The 17,084-nt window shown below is 74.7% G+C and carries 13 protein-coding genes; 2 read left to right on the forward strand and 11 right to left on the reverse strand.

Annotated features, from left to right (window positions below):
* Window positions 1-2: 2 nt before the first annotated feature.
* The 8 genes from J5Y05_RS10515 to J5Y05_RS10550 form a co-directional block, all read right to left on the reverse strand.
* On the reverse strand, window positions 3-1,805 hold the full coding sequence (locus J5Y05_RS10515; RefSeq protein ID WP_210870739.1) for a PP2C family protein-serine/threonine phosphatase: 1,803 nt from the start codon (window positions 1,803-1,805) through the stop codon (window positions 3-5).
* Entirely contained in the window at window positions 1,802-2,887 is a 1,086-nt protein-coding gene (locus J5Y05_RS10520) for an ATP-binding SpoIIE family protein phosphatase (protein ID WP_210870742.1), read from the reverse strand. The genes J5Y05_RS10515 and J5Y05_RS10520 overlap by 4 nt, the downstream gene beginning before the upstream one ends.
* Window positions 2,887-3,327, reverse strand: a complete 441-nt coding sequence (locus J5Y05_RS10525; protein WP_210870745.1) for an anti-sigma regulatory factor — start codon at window positions 3,325-3,327, stop codon at window positions 2,887-2,889. The genes J5Y05_RS10520 and J5Y05_RS10525 overlap by 1 nt, the downstream gene beginning before the upstream one ends.
* Complete coding sequence (locus J5Y05_RS10530) at window positions 3,327-3,758, reverse strand: STAS domain-containing protein (protein WP_210870747.1); 432 nt, start codon at window positions 3,756-3,758, stop codon at window positions 3,327-3,329. The genes J5Y05_RS10525 and J5Y05_RS10530 overlap by 1 nt, the downstream gene beginning before the upstream one ends.
* A complete protein-coding gene (locus J5Y05_RS10535) occupies window positions 3,755-4,651 on the reverse strand; it encodes an STAS domain-containing protein (RefSeq protein ID WP_210870751.1) in 897 nt (298 codons plus the stop codon). Before J5Y05_RS10535 ends, J5Y05_RS10530 begins: the two co-directional genes overlap by 4 nt.
* A gap of 164 nt (window positions 4,652-4,815) precedes the next feature.
* On the reverse strand, window positions 4,816-5,223 hold the full coding sequence (locus J5Y05_RS10540) for an STAS domain-containing protein (protein ID WP_210870753.1): 408 nt from the start codon (window positions 5,221-5,223) through the stop codon (window positions 4,816-4,818).
* A 197-nt stretch (window positions 5,224-5,420) separates the two neighbouring features.
* Window positions 5,421-7,787, reverse strand: a complete 2,367-nt coding sequence (locus tag J5Y05_RS10545) for a SpoIIE family protein phosphatase (protein ID WP_247614542.1) — start codon at window positions 7,785-7,787, stop codon at window positions 5,421-5,423.
* 334 nt (window positions 7,788-8,121) lie between these two features.
* Window positions 8,122-12,111, reverse strand: coding sequence for a HAMP domain-containing protein (locus tag J5Y05_RS10550; RefSeq protein WP_210870761.1), 3,990 nt, complete (start codon window positions 12,109-12,111; stop codon window positions 8,122-8,124).
* 337 nt (window positions 12,112-12,448) lie between these two features.
* Here J5Y05_RS10550 and J5Y05_RS10555 point away from each other — a divergent pair, with 337 nt between their 5' ends.
* The gene (locus J5Y05_RS10555; protein WP_210870764.1) at window positions 12,449-12,820 is read left to right on the forward strand and encodes a PRC-barrel domain containing protein; all 372 of its coding nucleotides are present in this window, start codon (window positions 12,449-12,451) and stop codon (window positions 12,818-12,820) included.
* Between the two features lie 85 nt (window positions 12,821-12,905).
* On the opposite strand, the gene J5Y05_RS10560 is transcribed toward J5Y05_RS10555, so the two are convergent.
* Window positions 12,906-13,340 carry an ATP-binding protein gene (locus J5Y05_RS10560; RefSeq protein WP_210870767.1) on the reverse strand — a complete coding sequence of 145 codons (435 nt, stop codon included), beginning with the start codon at window positions 13,338-13,340 and terminating at the stop codon, window positions 12,906-12,908.
* 175 nt (window positions 13,341-13,515) lie between these two features.
* Window positions 13,516-15,417, reverse strand: coding sequence for an AMP-dependent synthetase/ligase (locus J5Y05_RS10565; protein ID WP_210870770.1), 1,902 nt, complete (start codon window positions 15,415-15,417; stop codon window positions 13,516-13,518).
* Window positions 15,418-15,572: 155 nt separating this feature from the next.
* Here J5Y05_RS10565 and J5Y05_RS10570 point away from each other — a divergent pair, with 155 nt between their 5' ends.
* Window positions 15,573-15,806, forward strand: a complete 234-nt coding sequence (locus J5Y05_RS10570) for a DUF6480 family protein (protein WP_210870773.1) — start codon at window positions 15,573-15,575, stop codon at window positions 15,804-15,806.
* A gap of 94 nt (window positions 15,807-15,900) precedes the next feature.
* Here J5Y05_RS10570 and J5Y05_RS10575 read toward each other — a convergent pair whose 3' ends face one another.
* Entirely contained in the window at window positions 15,901-16,992 is a 1,092-nt protein-coding gene (locus tag J5Y05_RS10575) for a glutamate--cysteine ligase (protein WP_210870776.1), read from the reverse strand.
* Window positions 16,993-17,084 lie beyond the last annotated feature (92 nt).

Here is a 17,084-nt window from a genome sequence, read left to right on the forward strand (position 1 = left end):
GGTCAGGCGGGACCGGTGTGGTGACACAGGAGGAGGCAGACGTCGTCGTCGCGCTCGGAGTCCCTCAGCAGCGGGCGCAGGATGCCCTCCGCCGAGCCCTCCAGGTCCGTCGCCAGCTCCCTCGGATCGAACGAGCCGAGCACCTGGGCCAGCCGCTCGATGCCCGGGTCGATGCCCTGGGCCCGCCGTTCCACCAGACCGTCGGTGTACAGCGCCAGCGTCGCACCCGGCGCCAGCCGCACCGTGTGGTCGGCGATCTCCTGGTGGAGCGGGATGCCCAGCATCGCGCCGGGTTTGGCGTCCAGCACCCGCACCCGCCCGTCCGCGTCGCGCAGCACCGGCGGCGGATGACCGGCGCCGGCCCAGGTCAGGGTGGGCTCCTCCGGATGGAAGCGGGCGATGACCGCGGTGGCGAACAGATCGGGCTGGAGGTGGTGCAGGAAGGTGTGCAGCCGGGTCAGCAGCCGTCCGGGGCTGCCCCCGTCGACCGCGTACGCCCGCAGCGCGGTCCGCAACTGGCTCATCATCACCGCGGCCCGCAGCCCGTGCCCGGTCACGTCGCCGACCACGACGATCACCCCGCCGTCGGGCTGGCGGAACGCGTCGTACCAGTCCCCGCCGATGTTCAGCCCGTGGGTGGCCGGCAGGTACCGCGCGGCCAGGGCGAGACCGGGCGTGGCCGGCAGCTCGGTCAGCAGGGCCCGCTGGAGCGTCTCGGCGATGTCCCGGTTGTGCTCGTAGCGCTGGGCGTGGTCGATGGCGATGCTCGCCCGCCGGGTCAGCTCGACCAGCATCACCGCGTCGTCCGGGTCCCAGCGCTCCCCGGGCGGCGACAGGGTCAGCACGCCGAGCGGGGCCCGGCGGGTCGGCAGCGGGATGCACAGCAGCGGACGGCCGGGGTCCAGCGCCGAGGGCGGCTGGTCGTCGACGCCGGGCAGCCCGCCCGGCTGGGCGGCGGCGTACTGCGGCCGGCCGGTGCGCGCGGCGCGTACCGCGGCGGCCGGATGGGCCGGCACCCCGCGCGGGTCGCTGTCCTGGTCGAAGAGCCACACGTCCACGTGGGCCGCGTACTCGGGCACCAGCAGGTCCGGCAGGCGGCGCACGATCTCGTGGTGGTCCAGCGACGCCGTCAGCACCGCGCTCGCGTCCGCGAGGAAGGTCAGCCGGCGGCGCGCGTGCTCCGCCTCGGTGCGGGCCGCGCGCTCGGCGGCGAACGCCTCCCGCTGGGCCCGCCCGGCAGCGTCCAGTTCGGCGTGGAGCGCCACCACGCCCTGGTTGGTCTGGTGCAGTTCCTCCCGGTGGAAGACGACCAGCGCCTCCTGCTCGCCGAGCCGGTCCAGCACCAGCGCCGTGTCCTCGTCGGCGCCGAGCAGCGCCTCGGCCGGCACGGCCGGATCGTCCGCCACGGCCTCGCCGGCCGCGTCCGCCCCGGGCGCGCTCCCGGAACGGGGCACCGACATCCGCCACGGCGGCTCCCCGGCGGCGGACGCCCGCGGCGACGGCGTCAGCACGGCCCGCAGCACGTCCCCGTCCCCGCCGGCGGCGGCGCCCGTCCCGGTCTCCTCGCCCGTCTCCGTGCCCGTCCCGGTCTCCGTCCCCGACCCCGTCCCCGTCCCCGTCCCGGTCTCCAGGGTCAGCCGCCAGGTGCCGCCCTTGGCCAGACACCGCCGCAGCCGCGCGCCGAGCGAGGCCGTCAGCCTCGTCCGCTCCAGCGGAGCCACCCCGTACGCGGCGGCCAGCCGCGCCACCGCGATCCGGGCCCGCGCGGCGCCCGTGACGTCCGAGACCTCCCAGACGCGGATCATGGCCGGTCCGGCGGGGTCGAGGTCAGCACCGCCACGGCGGTGTCGTCCCGCACCGGGCGGGCGGAACTGCTCGCGTCCCGTACGGTCACGGCGGCCGTCACCGCCGGGTCGGTCCCCGGGCGGCACGAGGCGGCCGACGGCGTCCAGCGGCTCGGCAGCCCGTCGCTGTGCAGGATCAGCACCCGGTCCGGCGCCCACTCCCTCTCCTCCTCGCGTACCGTCGCCGGCCGGTGCACCCCGACGATGCCGGGCCGGGACACCAGATGCCGCCAGGTGCCGCCCGCCCCAAGGCGCCCGCAGACGTTCCCGACCCCGGCGAACCACAGCCGCCCCGCGGCAGGGTCCACCTGGGCGAGCGCGACGGCCGCGCCCCGGGTCCCGGACAGCGCGGCGTCCAGGTGCCGCAGCGCGTCGGCCGGCCCGAGGTGCGCCGCGCCGCGCAGCGCCTCCACGGCGGCGGACGAGGCGCGGGCCGCCTCCGGACCGTGGCCCAGCCCGTCGGCCAGCATCAGCGTCACCCGGTCCCCGTGCCGCACCCACGCCCAGGCGTCGCCCGAGTACGCGGCCTCGGCGAACGGCACGTTCACCCCGCCGGCACGCACCCCGGCCACCGGGTCCGCCACCTCGTCCCGCACCGGGTCCGCCACGGCTCGCGCACCGTGGGCGGCGCCGACGCGGGCCAGGGCGACCGTGCCGCGGCCCGGGACGCCGTGCACGGCGAAGTCGTCGGCGAGCCGGGCGCAGGTGCCCAGGCCCGCGCCGAGCGAACCGGTCGTGGAGAAGCCGTCGCCGAGCGCCGCGGAGACGTCCCCGATACCCGGACCGTGGTCGACCGCCGTGATCTGCACCAGCCGGTCCGCCCCGCGCCCGGCCGCGAGGACCGGCGGGGCCACCACGTCGACCAGGACCCGGCCGCCGCCCGCGTGCTTGAGCAGGTTGGTCGCCAGCTCGGTCGCCACCAGGGCCGCCGAGGCGGTGCGCCGCTCGTCGAGTCCGGCCAGGGCCGCCGCGTGCTCCGCGGCCACCCGCGCGTCCCGCACCCGGGTCGAATCGCGCACCGGCACGTCCCACACCCGCGGCATCACACCTCCTCGCGCCGGAGCGGCGGCCGGCCCACCCACGAGGTCACCCGCACGGTGGTGCCGGCTCCCGGACTGCTCTCGATGGCGAACTCGTGCACCAGGCGCCGCGCGCCGCCCAGTCCCATCCCCAGCCCCTCGCCGGAGGTGAAACCGTCCTGGAGCGCCTGCTCCAGGTCGGCGATGCCCGGACCCTCGTCGCGGAAGGTGAGCCGCAGACCCGGCGTGCCGCCCTCCGCGAGGGGCGTCGTCTCCATGGTCCCACCGCCGCCGTAGACGAGCGTGTTGCGGGCCAGTTCGCTCGCCGCGGTGACCAGCTTCGTCTGGTCCACCAGGCCGAAACCGAGCGCGGCGGCCATCTGCCGCACATGCTGCCGCACCCACATCAGGTCCATGTCCGAGCGGATCGGCAGGCGGGCCTGAGCGCCCGCGGCCGTGTCCATCACGGGCTCCCCCGGTGACGGCCGCCGGAGCGGGCCGGCCACGCCCGCCCGGTGAGCAGCTCCATCGCCGCCTCGGTGCTGAGCGCGGTCCGCAGACCCGGCAGCGTCAGCCCCAGTTCGACCAGGGTGATGGCGACCGCCGGCCGCATGCCGACCAGCACCGTCCGCGCGGCCAGCAGCCGGGCCTGCCCCGCGATCTCCGCGAGAATCCGGCCGAGGAAGGAGTCGACGACGTCCACCCCGGAGACGTCGATGACGACCCCGGCGGCCCCGCTGCGGGCGATGGCCTCCGCCAGGTCCCGCTGGAGCTGCTCCGCCGTGCTGTCGTACAGGTCGCCCTGGAGGGTGACCAGGAGCACGTCGCCGAGACGCAGGACCGGTACGTGGCCTGTCGCGGGGCCCGGCAGGGGCCACGGCACCGCCTCGTTCACCGCGGGACCGCTCCGTTCGGCCCCGGCGTCACGATGCCGACGCCGAGCTGGTGCAGGACGTAGCCGAGGGCGTCGGCCAGGCTCGCCCGGGTGACCACGTTCCCCAGGTCCAGCCCGAGGTGGACCATGGTCTGCGCGATCGCCGGCCGGATGCCCGAGACGATGCACTCCGCGCCCATCAGCCGGGCCGCCGCGACCGTCTTCATCAGGTGCTGGGCGACCAGCGAGTCGACCGCCGGCACCCCGGTGATGTCGAGGATCGCGTGCCGCGCCTGCTGTTCGACGATGGTCTCCAGCAGCGTCTCCATCACGACCTGGCTGCGGGCGCTGTCCAGCGTGCCGATCAGCGGCACCGCCACGATGCCGTCCCACAGCTTGATCACCGGGGTGGCGACCTCCAGCAGTTGCAGCCGCTGGCGGTCGATGAGCGACTGGCCCTCGCTCAGCGCGGTCTGCATCACGACCACCCGCAACGTGCCCATCAGCACGTTCAGCACGGTCACCGAGGCACGGGTGTGGTCGGCGGAGGCGCCCTGGAGGTCGGAGAGGAGGAGGTTCTCCACCGGCGGGCGCAGCGCGGCCAGCTCCGTCGACACCTGGCCGGTGCTCAGCCCCGCGCGGGAGCGGGCCGCGCCCATCCGGGCCAGTTGCTCGCGCACCGCCGCGAACCCGGCGGCGTCCGGGTCCTCGACCCGCTCCGCGTCCGCGACCTGGGCGAGGGCGTCCACGACGGACTTGCCGGCCTCCACCGCCTCGTCCCGCGACACGGTGAACACGGACCGGAACAACGGCTCGTCCGCCCAGCGCTGCGCGATCTGCTCCCGGCGGCGCCGCAGGAAGTCCCTGACCTCCGGCGTCGGCGATCCGGATGTCTTCTGCGCCTGCTCCGGCACCTGTCCCACTCCTCATCCGCGGTGCACCGCGCCGGGCCCCGCGGGGCGGCGCGACGACGACGTGTGTTCTCGCCGGTCGACCACTGTAACCACGCGCCGACCTCGTACGACACCTGGTTCGGGGCGAACGTGTCACCGGCCCCGCGTGTCCGGGGCCCGGTCCCTCAGCCGTCCGCCGCCCCCGTGCCGGGCGCCTCGGGCCCCGTCTGCCCGGCGTCGACACGGGCCAGGGCCTCGTCGCGGCTCTCCGAGACGGGCACGGTGATGCTGACGCCCGTCAGGTCCAGGACGCGCCGGACCGCGGGCGTCGGCGCGATGATGTGCACGCTGCCCGGCAGCTCCCGCGCCTCCTGGTAGACCCGCAGGACGATGTTCATCCCGGAGGAGTCCATGAACGGCACCTCGGACAGGTCCAGCAGGAAGTGCCGCCGGCCGTGGTGGAGCTGGTTGGCCAGATGGTGCCGGAACTCGGTCGCGGTGTCGACGTCCAGATGGCCCTCCACCTTCAGCAGGGCGACGTCCTCCCGGGGGAGCGTCACCTCGACGGACAGCGGGTTCTGGGCAATGGGCACGTGTACCTCCACAACTGACGGACGGCTCGGTCACCCCCGTACGCGACGTCGATGCGCGCCGTCCGCGGGGGCGCGGCCGAGGGCCGGTCTCCCCGCCCGTCGCGCCCCCACGCCCGCGCACACGTCTCACCGCGCCGCCCGTCTACCCGCGAATCCGCGCAGCACACCCGCCGCCCGCCGGGCCCCGTCACCCGACGTCAGCCGACCCGGATGCCCACCAGACACGTGTCGTCGTCCGTGTCCGAACGGCTGTAGGTGAGCAGCCGGTCCAGGTGCTGGTCGAGCGTGGCCGGCGTCGGCCGGGCGGTGCTCAGCAACTGCGCCAGCGACTCCTCCACGGTGCGGTCCCGGCGCTCCACCAGCCCGTCGGTGTACATCAGCAGCGTGTCCTCCCCGGCGAGCTGCACCTCGTCCTCCTCGTACACCGCCTCCGCCACCGCCCCCAGCAGCATGCCCTTCACCAGCGGCAGCGGCGCCGCCTCGGGCCCGCGCACCAGCACCGGCGGCAGGTGACCGGCCCGCGCCCAGCGCAGGGTGCGCCGCGCCGGGTCGTACAGCCCGCACACGGCGGTGGCCGTCACGCCGCCGGTCAGATGGTGCGCCACGATGTTCAGCCAGGACAGGAGCTGGCCCGGACCGGCGCCGGTCACCGCGAGGCCGCGCAGCGCGTTGCGCAGGACGACCATGCTGGTGGCGGCCTCTATGCCGTGCCCGGCCACGTCCCCGACGCAGACCAGCACCATGCCGTTGGGCAGCATCACGGCGTCGTACCAGTCGCCGCCGACGAGCTGCTCCGTCTCGGCGGGCCGGTAGCGCACGGCGACCTGGAGGTCGGGCACCCGCAGCGGGGCCTGGGCCGGCGGCATGATCGCGTGCTGCAACTGGAGGGTGAGCCGGTTGCGCTCGATCGCCTGCTGCTCGGTGTGGGCCAACTGGTCGCGGGTCGCCGCGAGGGCCACCTCCGTCCAGTGCTGGGCCGAGATGTCCTGGTAGGCGCCGCGGACGACGAGCAGCCGGTCGTCGGTGTCCAGCACCGGTTCGGCGACCACCCGCACGTGCCGGGTCACGCCGTCCGGGCGCTGGAGCCGGAAGGCCGCCGACGCGGGCCGCCGGTGGTGCAGCAGTGTGCGCAGGAACCGGCCGATGGCCACCGCGTCGTCCGGGTGGCTGTGCGCGGCCAGCTCCTCCAGCGGCACCGGGGCGCTGGACGCGGGGCGCCCGTACAGGTCGAACAACTGGCCGTTCCAGGTGATCTCGCCGGTGAGCAGGTTCTCCTCGAAACCGCCGATCCGGCCGAGCCGCTGGGCGTGCTGGAGCAGGCTGGCCAGCCGGGCCGTCTCGTCCTCGATCCGCCAGATCAGCAGGACGGCGTTGCCGTGCCGGCTGATGCTGATGTCCGCCGTCGCCGACAGCGGCACCTGGTCCACGAGGGCGGTGAGGTTCATCCGCCGGGCCCGGAACGGCTCGCCGGTCGCGTAGACCCGCTCCACGCTCTGGAACAGCTCGCTGTCCCCGGCGGCCATCGGGAATGCCTCCAGCAGCAGCGCGCCGCCCACGACCGCGCGGGGCCGCCCGGCCGGGTCCAGGAACCGCTTGTTGACGTGCTGGATGCGGAAGTCCGCCAGGTGCCCGGCGTCGTCCAGGTGCGGCACGAGGACCAGCGCCGGGTCGTGCAGCCCGTCGGCCAGGTCCATCAGCTCCGCCGCGTCCGGCATGACCCGAGGCTCCTCGGGCCCGCCGGGCGGCGGCGTGTACGTCTCCAGGGTGTGCGCGCACAGTTCGGCCAGCGCCTCGACCTGCCGGACCACCGCGGGCGGCTGCGGGGCCAGCGGCACCGGCCAGGCGATCTCCAGCACCCCGTGGACACGGCCCCCGGTGCCGGCGGGCACGGCGGCCCGGCCGCCCTCGGGGTACTGGTGGCGGCCCACGCTGGGCAGCCCGGTCCGCGCGAGCGAGGTGATCCACTGTCCGGCGCGCTCGGTCAGCCCGCTGCGGGCCACCGTCGCCACGTCCGGCGGGACGTACCGCCAGCGGGCCGCCTCGGCGGGAGAGAACCCGGCGCTGCCGGCCAGGGTCAGCGACCCGTCGGAGCCCGCCGCCCAGATGGCCACCGCGACCGCGCCGAGCGGGCGCAGCGCCTGTTCGAGGAGGGCGTCGGCGACGGCCTGGGTGTCGCTCGCGGCGAGCGCCCGGCTCTCGGCGGAGCGCAGCCGCACCGCGGCCGACCCGGCCGCCGCGCCGTTGCCGTCCGCCTCGGCCGCCTCCCGGCCGCCGTCCGCGCCCGTGGCCGTCAGGAACGCGTCGGTGATCTCCGACATCCGGTCCCGGGCGGCCTGGTTGATGACGTCGACCGCGAACTCCAGCGGTGTCGCCTGGGACTGCTCGGCCAGCTCGGCGAGTTGCCGGGCGGCCTCGGCGGGACCGCAGCCGAGCCGGGCGACGAGGATGCCCTTGGCCAGTTCGATCAGGGCCCGCCCCTCGGCCTCGGCCTGCGCGGCCCGCACCTCGCGGCTGAGCCGCGCGACGGTGGCCGCGAGGCGGCCCACGGGGGACAGCGGGGTCATCGCGCCGAGCCCGGGGGCGGCGGCGGATGGGCCTGCCGTACCCGGCTCGTGTGCCGCGCCCGGCTCGTGGGTGCCCGGTGTGTCCGGCGTACCTGCCGTGTCCGGCGTACCCGCCGTGCCCGCCGTGTCCGCCGTACCCGCCGTGCCCGCCGTGTCCGCCGTACCCGCCGTGTCCGGTGGTTCGGCCGAGGCCGGGCCGGGGTCCGTCCGGCGCCACTCCGGCGGCTCGTGCGGCTGTCCGGGACCGCTCACGCCGACCACGCTCCCCGGCCGGAGGGACGCGGCGCCGTCGGGACGGCCGTCCGGCGGGCGCACGGGAGGGGGACGCGCGCGCTCACGTGGCCAGCCACCGGCGGACGCAGGCGATCAGGTCCCGGGTGTCGACCGGCTTGGTGACGTAGTCGCTGGCCCCGGAGGCGAGGCTCTTCTCCCGGTCGCCGGGCATCGCCTTCGCCGTGACCGCGATGATCGGCAGACCGGCGTACCGGGGCATCCGGCGGATCTCCGCGGTCGCCGTGTAGCCGTCCATCTCCGGCATCATCACGTCCATCAGCACCAGGGCGACCTCCGGATGGTCCACCAGCGTCTCGATGCCGCGCCGCCCGTTCTCCGCGTGCAGCACCCGGAAGCCGTGCAGCTCCAGGATGCCGCTGAGCGCGAAGAGGTTGCGCGCGTCGTCGTCGACGACGAGGACCGTACGGCCCGGTGGCGGCCCGGCGGTGGCGGGCTCCGGCGTCCGCTCCGGCTCCTCGTGCCGCACCAGCGGCAGTACGTCCCCGGGCTCCTCGGCCGCCAGGTGCAGGGCGATGCGCTCGCGCAGCTCGTCCAGGCTGGACAGGAACTCCAGCGCCCCGCCCTGCGCACCGGAGCGCAGGCTCGCCTCCTGCGCCGCGTCCGCCCGGTGGCCGCTGTGCACCAGCACCGGCACGCTCGCCAGCGCCGAGTCGCCCCGCAGCGCGCCCAGGAAGCGGGATGCCTCCCCGTCCGGCAGGCCCAGCTCCAGCACCACGCAGTGGCACGGCTCGGCCGCGAGCGCCCCGGCCGCCTCCTGGGCGCCGACGGCGGTGATGACGTCCACCGGGGGCCGGTCGCCCGCGTCGTCCCGGCCGTGCGCGAGGTCGGCGACCACGCTCTCGGCGACCAGGGTGAGCAGCCCCCGCGGCCGTTCCTCGACGACCAGCAGCCGCCGGGGCCGGGCGCGGTGTCCGGCCGGTTCCCGTGGGACGGCGCGGGGGAGCGCGGCGGCGGCCGAGGCGGCCGGCAGGCTCTCGCCGCCGTGCTCCAGCACCTCCTCGAAGTCCGGCCGGGCCACCGGCAGGAAGAGCGTGAAGGTGCTGCCCCGGCCGGGCGTGCTGTCCACCGTGACGGCGCCGCCGAGCAGTTGGGCGATCTCCCGGGTGATGGACAGGCCGAGCCCCGTGCCGCCGTACTTGCGGCTGGTGGTGCCGTCGGCCTGCTGGAAGGCGCCGAAGACCGACTCCAGGTTCTGTTCCGGGATGCCGATCCCGGTGTCCCTCACCCGGAAGGCCACCACGGCACCGCCGCGGATCACGTCCGCGGGCACCTCGTCGTCCGGGGCCGGTTCGACGGCCAGTTCCACGCTGCCCCGCTCGGTGAACTTCACCGCGTTGGAGAGCAGGTTGCGCAGCACCTGGCGCAGCCGGGAGTCGTCGGTGAGCAGGTCCCCCGGGGCACCGGCCGCGGTGGTGACCGCGAACGCCAGGCCCTTCTGCGTCGTCATCGGCCGGAAGGTGTCCTCCACGTAGTCGATGAGCTGACGCAGCGTCACCCGCTCGGGGGAGACGTCCATCTTGCCCGCCTCGACCTTGGACAGGTCCAGGATGTCGTTGATCAACTGGAGCAGGTCCGAGCCGGCGGAGTGGATGATGCCCGCGTACTCGACCTGCTTCGGGGTGAGGTTGCGCGAGGGGTTCTGGGCGAGCAACTGGGCCAGGATCAGGAGGCTGTTGAGCGGGGTGCGCAGCTCGTGGCTCATGTTGGCCAGGAACTCCGACTTGTACTTCGAGGCCAGCGAGAGCTGCTGGGCCCGGGTCTCCAGCTCCTGCCGGGCCTGCTCGATCTGGAGGTTCTTCGCCTCGATGTCCCGGTTCTGCGTGGCGAGCAGGGACGCCTTCTCCTCCAGCTCGGCGTTGGAACGCTGCAACTCCTCCTGCTGCACCTGGAGTTCCTCGGAACGGGCCTGGAGCTCGACGGTCAGCCGCTGCGACTCCACCAGCAGTTCGTCGGTACGGGCGTTGGCCACGATGGTGTTGACGTTGACGCCGATGGTCTCCATGAGCTGCGTCAGGAAGTCCCGGTGCACGGGGCTGAACGGGGTGACCGACGCCAGTTCGATCACGCCGAGGACCTGGCCCTCGACCACCATCGGCTCCAGCAGCAGCGCGGTCGGCACCACCTCGCCGAGCCCGGAGGAGATGGTGACGTAACCGGGCGGCAGCGCGTCCACGACGATGGTGCGCCGGCTGCGGGCGGCCTGCCCGATCAGGGTGCGTCCGAAGGCGATACGGGCGGGCCGCGCCGGCTCCGCCGGGCAGCCGTACGAGCCGACGAGCCGCAGCTCGGGCCCCTCCTCGCCGTCCTCCGCCAGGTAGAAGGCGCCGTACTGCGCGGAGACCAGTGGCACCAGCTCGTCCATGATCAGCTCGGCGACGACGGGCAGGTCGCGGTGGCCCTGCATCAGGCCGGAGATCCGGGCGAGGTTGGTCTTGAGCCAGTCCTGCTCCTGGTTGGCCCGGGTGGTCTCGCGCAGGGACTCCACCATGGCGTTGATGTTGTCCTTGAGTTCGGCGACCTCGCCGGACGCCTCCACGTTGATGGAACGGGTCAGATCGCCCTCGGCGACCGCGCTCGTCACCCCGGCGATCGCGCGGACCTGCCGGGTGAGGTTGCCGGCCAGTTCGTTGACGTTCTCGGTGAGCCGCTTCCAGGTGCCGGAGACGCCCTCCACCTCGGCCTGCCCGCCGAGACGGCCCTCGGTGCCGACCTCGCGGGCGACCCGCGTCACCTCGTCGGCGAAGGCGGACAGGGTGTCGACCATGGTGTTGATCGTCGTCTTGAGTTCGAGGATCTCGCCGCGCGCGTCGACGTCGATCTTCTGCGACAGGTCGCCCCGGGCCACCGCGGTCGTCACCAGCGCGATGTTGCGCACCTGGCCGGTGAGGTTGTTGGCCATCGAGTTGACGTTGTCGGTGAGGTCCTTCCAGGTGCCGGCGACGTTCGGCACGTGCGCCTGCCCGCCGAGCCGGCCCTCGGTGCCGACCTCGCGGGCGACCCGCGTCACCTCGTCGGCGAAGGCGGAGAGCGTGTCGACCATGGTGTTGATGACGTCCGCCAGCGCGGCGACCTCGCCCTCGGCCTCGACCGTGATCCGCTGCGACAGGTCGCCCCGCGCCACCGCACTGGCGACCTGGGCGATGGAGCGGACCTGCCCGGTCAGGTTGGACGCCATCACGTTGACGTTGTCGGTCAGGTCCTTCCAGGTGCCCGAGACACCCCGCACCTGGGCCTGACCGCCCAGGTTGCCGGCCGTGCCGACCTCGCGGGCGACGCGGGTGACCTCGTCGGCGAAGGCGGAGAGCTGGTCGACCATGGTGTTGATGGTGTTCTTCAGCTCCAGGATCTCGCCGCGCGCGTCCACGGTGATCTTCTGGGAGAGGTCGCCCTCGGCCACCGCCGTGGCGACCTGGGCGACATTGCGGACCTGGGCGGTGAGGTTGCCCGCCATGAAGTTCACGGAGTCCGTCAGATCGCGCCAGGTGCCCCGGACGTCCTGGACGTCGGCCTGCCCGCCGAGCCGCCCGTCGGTGCCGACCTCGCGGGCGACGCGGGTGACCTCGTCGGCGAAGGCGGAAAGCTGGTCGACCATGGTGTTGATGGTGTTCTTCAGCTCCAGGATCTCCCCGCGCGCGTCCACGTCGATCTTCTGGGAGAGGTCGCCCTCGGCCACCGCCGTGGCGACCTGCGCGATGTCACGGACCTGTGTGGTGAGGTTGCCCGCCATGGCGTTGACCGAGTCCGTCAGGTCGGCCCAGGTGCCCGAGACCCCCGGCACCCGGGCCTGGCCGCCGAGGGTGCCCTCGGTGCCGACCTCCCGGGCCACCCGGGTGACCTCGGAGGTGAACACGGACAACTGGTCCACCATCCCGTTGAAGACGGTGGCGATGTCGCCCATCAGACCGTCCGCGTCGTCCGGGAGACGGGTGCCGAAGTCCCCGTCCCGTACGGCGGTCAGGCCCGCCAGGAGCCGGCGCAGCTCCCGGTCGCCCGGGACCGCGTCCACCGTCCCGGCGCTCTCGCTGGTCATGCGCACCCTCGTTCCGCTCCCCAGGAGTCCTCGGCCGCCGAGGACTCGGAACCCCTCCGGAGACCGCCGCGCGGTCCCGTCCGTCGTGCGGGCGTCTGTACCCCGCACACGTCTTCGCAGTTCACGGATCTGCCCGATGAGGAAAATACGTCAGAGGCTAACCCGGGCGCCGGGAACCCACCAAGAAGTACCCCCGGACCGGGTGGGACCGCTCCCGCCGGCCACACACGTTCGAATGCGGCGGCCCGGGACGGGTATGCGTTCTGGGGAGCCGGTCCGGCCCGCGGTATCCGCCCCGGGCCCGTCGCCGCGACCGGCGCGGGAGGAAAGGGGCAGCGTGCCGACGGACAGCATCTGGTCGTTCCCGGCGGACAGCGGGTACGTGGAGGGGCAGGACCCCACGGGGTTCGCCGTCCACGCGAGTGACGGCGCCATCGGGCGCGTGGACCGGCAGGCCGGCCACTTCGGCATGCGGCACCTGGTCGTCGACACGGGCGTGTGGGTCTTCGGCCGCAGCGCGCTCGTCCCGGTCGGCGTCGTCCGGCGCGTCGACCCGGCCGCCCGCACGGTGACCCTGGGGTGCACCCGGGCCGAGGTCAAGGCCGCGCCCCGCTTCCGTACCGACAGCGAGACCATGGACCGCGCGTACCTGGCGGCCGTCGGCGACTACTACCACCGGCTCACGGCGGGGGAGGCCCCCCGGAGCTGAGCCGGCGCCGTGCCACCGCACGGCCGGGTCCGGAGCCGGACGCCGCGTCCGGCCCCGGACCCGCCCGGCGCGCGGGCGCCCCCGCTCACCAGGGCAGGAAGACGTGGATGTCCTTGCCCCGCGCTCCGGTGACCACGCTCACCTGGTCGGACAGGGTGTGGATCAGATGCCAGCCGATGCCCCCGCCGCCGCTGCTGGGATGGAACGGACGGGGCGAGGGCTCCGTCGTACTGGTGTCGTGCATCACCACGTGCACCCCGTCGAAGGTCCGCCGCAGCCGCAACTGGAAGGGGCCCGGCGCGTACTGCACCGCGTTGGCCGCCAGTTCGGTGACGACCAGCAGGATGTCGTCCCAGTGCTCCGGCGCCGAGGGCGGTGACACCCGGGCCAGGTCGCCGAGGAAGTCCTCGGCGACCAGACGCGCACCGGTCACGTTGTGCAGTTCCCCGGTGAAGCTGGCGATGCGGTTCGTGATCTCCTCGGAAGCCAGTGTCCTGTCCCAACGCGGCTCGGCTGCCATCTCGCCTTCCCGGCCCGGCACGGGCCGGGCATCGTCCTGTCCTGCGCCCCCTGGTTGGTTAGTTCCCGTGCGGGCGGAGCCTACGCGCGTGCACCTGGGACGGAGCGGTGCGCGGAAGCCGGGGAAGCCGCGGAAGGGGGCGGGACGGAGGGCGGACGGCGCCGGGGCGCGGGGGTCAGCGGAAGAACACGTTGTCCGAGTCGTCCCAGCCGGCCGGCTCCTCCGCGGGCGGCCGGCGGCGCGAGCGCGCCTCGTACATCGCGTCGATCTCGGCGGCGTAGGTCCGGACGATCTCGTCGCGGCGCAGCTTCATCGACGGCGTCAGCAATCCGCTGGCCACGTCGAACGGGTCCGGCAGGATACGGAAGACCCGGATCGACTCCGAACGGGAGACGGCGCTGTTGGCGGCGGCGACGGCCCGCGCGATCTCCTCGCGCAGCGCGTTCTCCTCTCGGGCCTCGCGGATCGACGCGTCGCCCTGGAGGGCCAGGCCCGCCCGCCAGTGCGACAGGAACCGCGGGTCCAGCGTGATCAGCGCGCCGACGCAGGGCCGGTTGTCGCCCACCACGACCGCCTGGTGGACGAGGGGGTGCTCGCGCAGCCGCTCCTCCAGCGCGGACGGCGACACGCTCTTGCCGCCGCTGGTGATGATGACGTCCTTCTTGCGGCCCGTGATCGTCAGATAGCCCTCCTCGTCCAGGTGGCCGAGGTCGCCGGTGGCGAACCAGCCGTCGCGCAGCACCGTCCGCGTGGCCGCCTCCTGGCCCACGTACCCCTGGAACATCGAGGGGGCGCGGACCAGGATCTCCCCGTCCTTCGCCAGGTGGACGTCGACGCCGGGCAGCGGCTTGCCGACGGTGCCGGACTTCTCGCGGCCCAGCGGCTGCATGGTCAGCCCGCCGCTGGTCTCGGTCAGGCCGTACCCGTCGTGCACGTAGACACCGATGCCCTCGTAGAACAGGGACAGGTCGCGGCTGAGCGGCGAGCCGCCCGAGGTGGCACGGCGCACCCGCCCGCCGAGGGCCGTCCGCAGCCGGCGGTACACGGTCCGCTCGTACAGCGCGTGCTGCATCCGCAGGTCCAGGCCCGGCCCCGGCCCCCGGTCGAGGCGCCGGCGCTCCAGGGCCTCGGCGAAGTCCCGCGCGGTCTCCGCGGCCCGCTCGAACAGCGCGCCGCGGCCCGACTCCTGGGCGGTGCGCAGGAAGTTCTTGTAGAGCCGCTCCAGGACCGAGGGGACCGCGTAGAGGTACGTCGGCCGCAGCGTGTTCAGGGCCCGGGACAGCGCCTCCTCGCTCATCGCGGGCTCGTGCCCCATCAGCAGCCCGCCGCGCAGGCAGAGCGTCTGGATCATCAGCCCGTACACGTGGGAGAACGGCAGGAAGGCGAGGATGACGCCCTGCTCGCCCGGGGGCGCCACCGTGTGGCCCCAGCCGGCGAGCAGCGTGTCGCAGGGGCTGGCCACGCTGCGGTGGCTCAGCGCGCAGCCGAGGGCCTGCCCGGAGGTGCCCGAGGTGTAGGCGACGACCGCGGTGGAGTCCGGCAGGACGATGCGGCGCATCGAGTCGACGGTGGCGGGCGGGATGTACTCGCCGCGCTCCATCAGCATCTCCACCGCGCCCGCGTCGAGCTGCCAGACGTGCTTGAGCGCGGGCAGGGTGGCACAGACCGAGCCGACGGTCATCACGCTCTGCTCGTCCTCGACCACCACGGCCACGCAGCGGGCGTCCCGCAGGATCCACTCGACCTGCTCGCGCGAGGAGGACGGGTAGATGGGGACGACCTCGGCGCCGACGGTCCACAGGGCGTAGCTGAAGAGGGTCCACTCGTACCGGGTGCGGGCGAGGATGGCGACCCGGTCGCCGGGGGACGTGCCGCAGACGATCAGGCCCTTGGCCAGCGCGACCACCTCGTCCCGGAACTGCGCCGCCGTCACCGTCTCCCACTCGGCGGAGGGCGGCACGGGCCGCCGCGCGAGCACCGGGAGCCGGGGCGTGCGGTCCGCCCTCTCGAACACACTGTCGGCGAGTCCGCCGGTCAGGGGCGAGGCGGCGGGGGGAGCGAGGGCGAGTTCGCGCATGCGCTGCTCCTGAGCTGTACAGAGGGTGACGTCGCGGATGGGCACCGTCAGCGGCCGGGGAGCTCGAATCTAGCCGAGCCGGGGACGCCGGGGGGCCGGGACGGCAGAAGTGTGGCCGCCTGGTGATCTCGGCCCGAACGGGGGACCCGGGGAGCATGACCTTCACGAACCCCGATCCCGATCCCGAGCGCACCACCGGCCTGGAGCCGGGTGGCGGTGTCCCGCCCGGCGAGACCCCGCCCGCGGAGAGCAGCCTGCCGGAGGCCGGGCCCTACGAATCGCACAATCCGCCCAAGGGCTGGGCGAAGGGCCCGCTGACAATGATCCTCGCCCTGGTGGTGGTCTTCGCGGCCGGCCTGCTGGCGTACGCCCTCGCCCTGATCTTCTGACCGGCCGCCCCGCCCCGCCCGGCGCACCGCCACCACCTCGGCCGCCGGGGCGCCCCCCGCTGCCCGCGCGCCGGACGGCCCCCGTCGACCGGTGTCAGGCCGCCTGGGTGCGGTCGACACAGGCGGCGACCACCTCGCGCAGGCTGCCGGTCCGTTCCAGCAGCTCGCGCTGGACCCGGGCGCCGTTGCCGTGCCGCAGCAGCTCCGCGGCGCCCTCGCGGACCCGGTCCAGGTCGCCGTCGGCGGCCAGCGCCTCCCCGGTGTGCGCCAGGAGCCGGTCCACCACCGCGGCGGCAGGCGCACGCCGCAGCGTCTCCGGGTGCAGCAGTTCCCCGGTCAGCCCGGAGCGGGCGGCCCGCCAGGCGGCCAGCCGCAGCAGGCTCACGCTGTGCCCGGCCGGCGCCGCGCCCTCCCGCCACTCCCGTACGGCCGTCTCCACCAGGGCGCGGGCCAGCGCGGCGACCAGGACGGCGGTCCGGGCGTCCAGGCAGACGTCCGCGACCCGGAACTCCACCGTCGGATAGCGCGGCGAGAGCCGGACGTCGAAGTAGACCATCCCCTCGTCGAGGATGGTGCCGGTGGCGACCATGCCGGCGACCCGCCGCCGGTACTCCGCCGCCGAGCCGAACAGCTCCGTCGGACCGGCCGACGGCCAGCGCTGCCAGACCCGGCTGCGGTAGCTGCTGTACGAGGAGTCCCGGCCCTGCCAGAAGGGGGAGTTGGCGCTGAGCGCGCAGAGCACCGGCAGCCACGGCCGCACCCGGTCGATCACCGCGACGCCCTCCTCGTCGCCGCCCACGGCCACGTGCACATGGCAGCCGAGCACCAGTTGCTCGTGGACCACGACGCCGTACTGGGCGGCCATCCACCGGTAGCGCCGGCCCCCGCCGACGCAGGGCGTCACCGGCAGCGGGGAGGTGGCGAGCGCGGCGACCGCGCAGCCGGCCTCCCGGGCGTGCCGCGCCGCCTCCGCGCGGCAGCGCACGATCTCGGCGTGCAGCTTCCCCAGGTCCGCCTGCGGACGCGTGGCGAACTCCAGCATCTGGTCGTGGAGTTCCTCCTCGAAGGCACCCCGCGGGGCGACGTCGCGTCCGGCGTGGGCGAGGACGGCGGACGACTGCGCCCGCGGCTCCCCGGAATCCGGGTCGACCAGGAGGAGTTCCTCCTCCACTCCGACGGTACGCACCTGATGCCGCCCTCTCTGCGGGCCCCGCCGCGGCGCCGGCGGGGCGCTCCCGCCCGTGCACCCCGTCTGCCCCCTCACACCGGGCGGACACC

The sequence above is a fragment of the Streptomyces tagetis genome, assembly GCF_018069565.1.
Classification (GTDB): domain Bacteria; phylum Actinomycetota; class Actinomycetes; order Streptomycetales; family Streptomycetaceae; genus Streptomyces; species Streptomyces tagetis.

Excerpts from the sequence above, each read along its gene's own strand:
- J5Y05_RS10515 (WP_210870739.1), bottom strand. The coding sequence starts at position 1,805 with ATGATCCGCGTCTGGGAGGTCTCGGACGTCACGGGCGCCGCGCGGGCC.
- J5Y05_RS10520 (WP_210870742.1), bottom strand. The coding sequence starts at position 2,887 with ATGCCGCGGGTGTGGGACGTGCCGGTGCGCGATTCGACCCGGGTGCGG.
- J5Y05_RS10525 (WP_210870745.1), bottom strand. The coding sequence starts at position 3,327 with ATGGACACGGCCGCGGGCGCTCAGGCCCGCCTGCCGATCCGCTCGGAC.
- J5Y05_RS10545 (WP_247614542.1), bottom strand. The coding sequence starts at position 7,787 with ATGACCCCGCTGTCCCCCGTGGGCCGCCTCGCGGCCACCGTCGCGCGG.
- J5Y05_RS10550 (WP_210870761.1), bottom strand. The coding sequence starts at position 12,111 with ATGACCAGCGAGAGCGCCGGGACGGTGGACGCGGTCCCGGGCGACCGG.
- J5Y05_RS10560 (WP_210870767.1), bottom strand. The coding sequence starts at position 13,340 with ATGGCAGCCGAGCCGCGTTGGGACAGGACACTGGCTTCCGAGGAGATC.
- J5Y05_RS10565 (WP_210870770.1), bottom strand. The coding sequence starts at position 15,417 with ATGCGCGAACTCGCCCTCGCTCCCCCCGCCGCCTCGCCCCTGACCGGC.
- J5Y05_RS10570 (WP_210870773.1), top strand. The coding sequence starts at position 15,573 with ATGACCTTCACGAACCCCGATCCCGATCCCGAGCGCACCACCGGCCTG.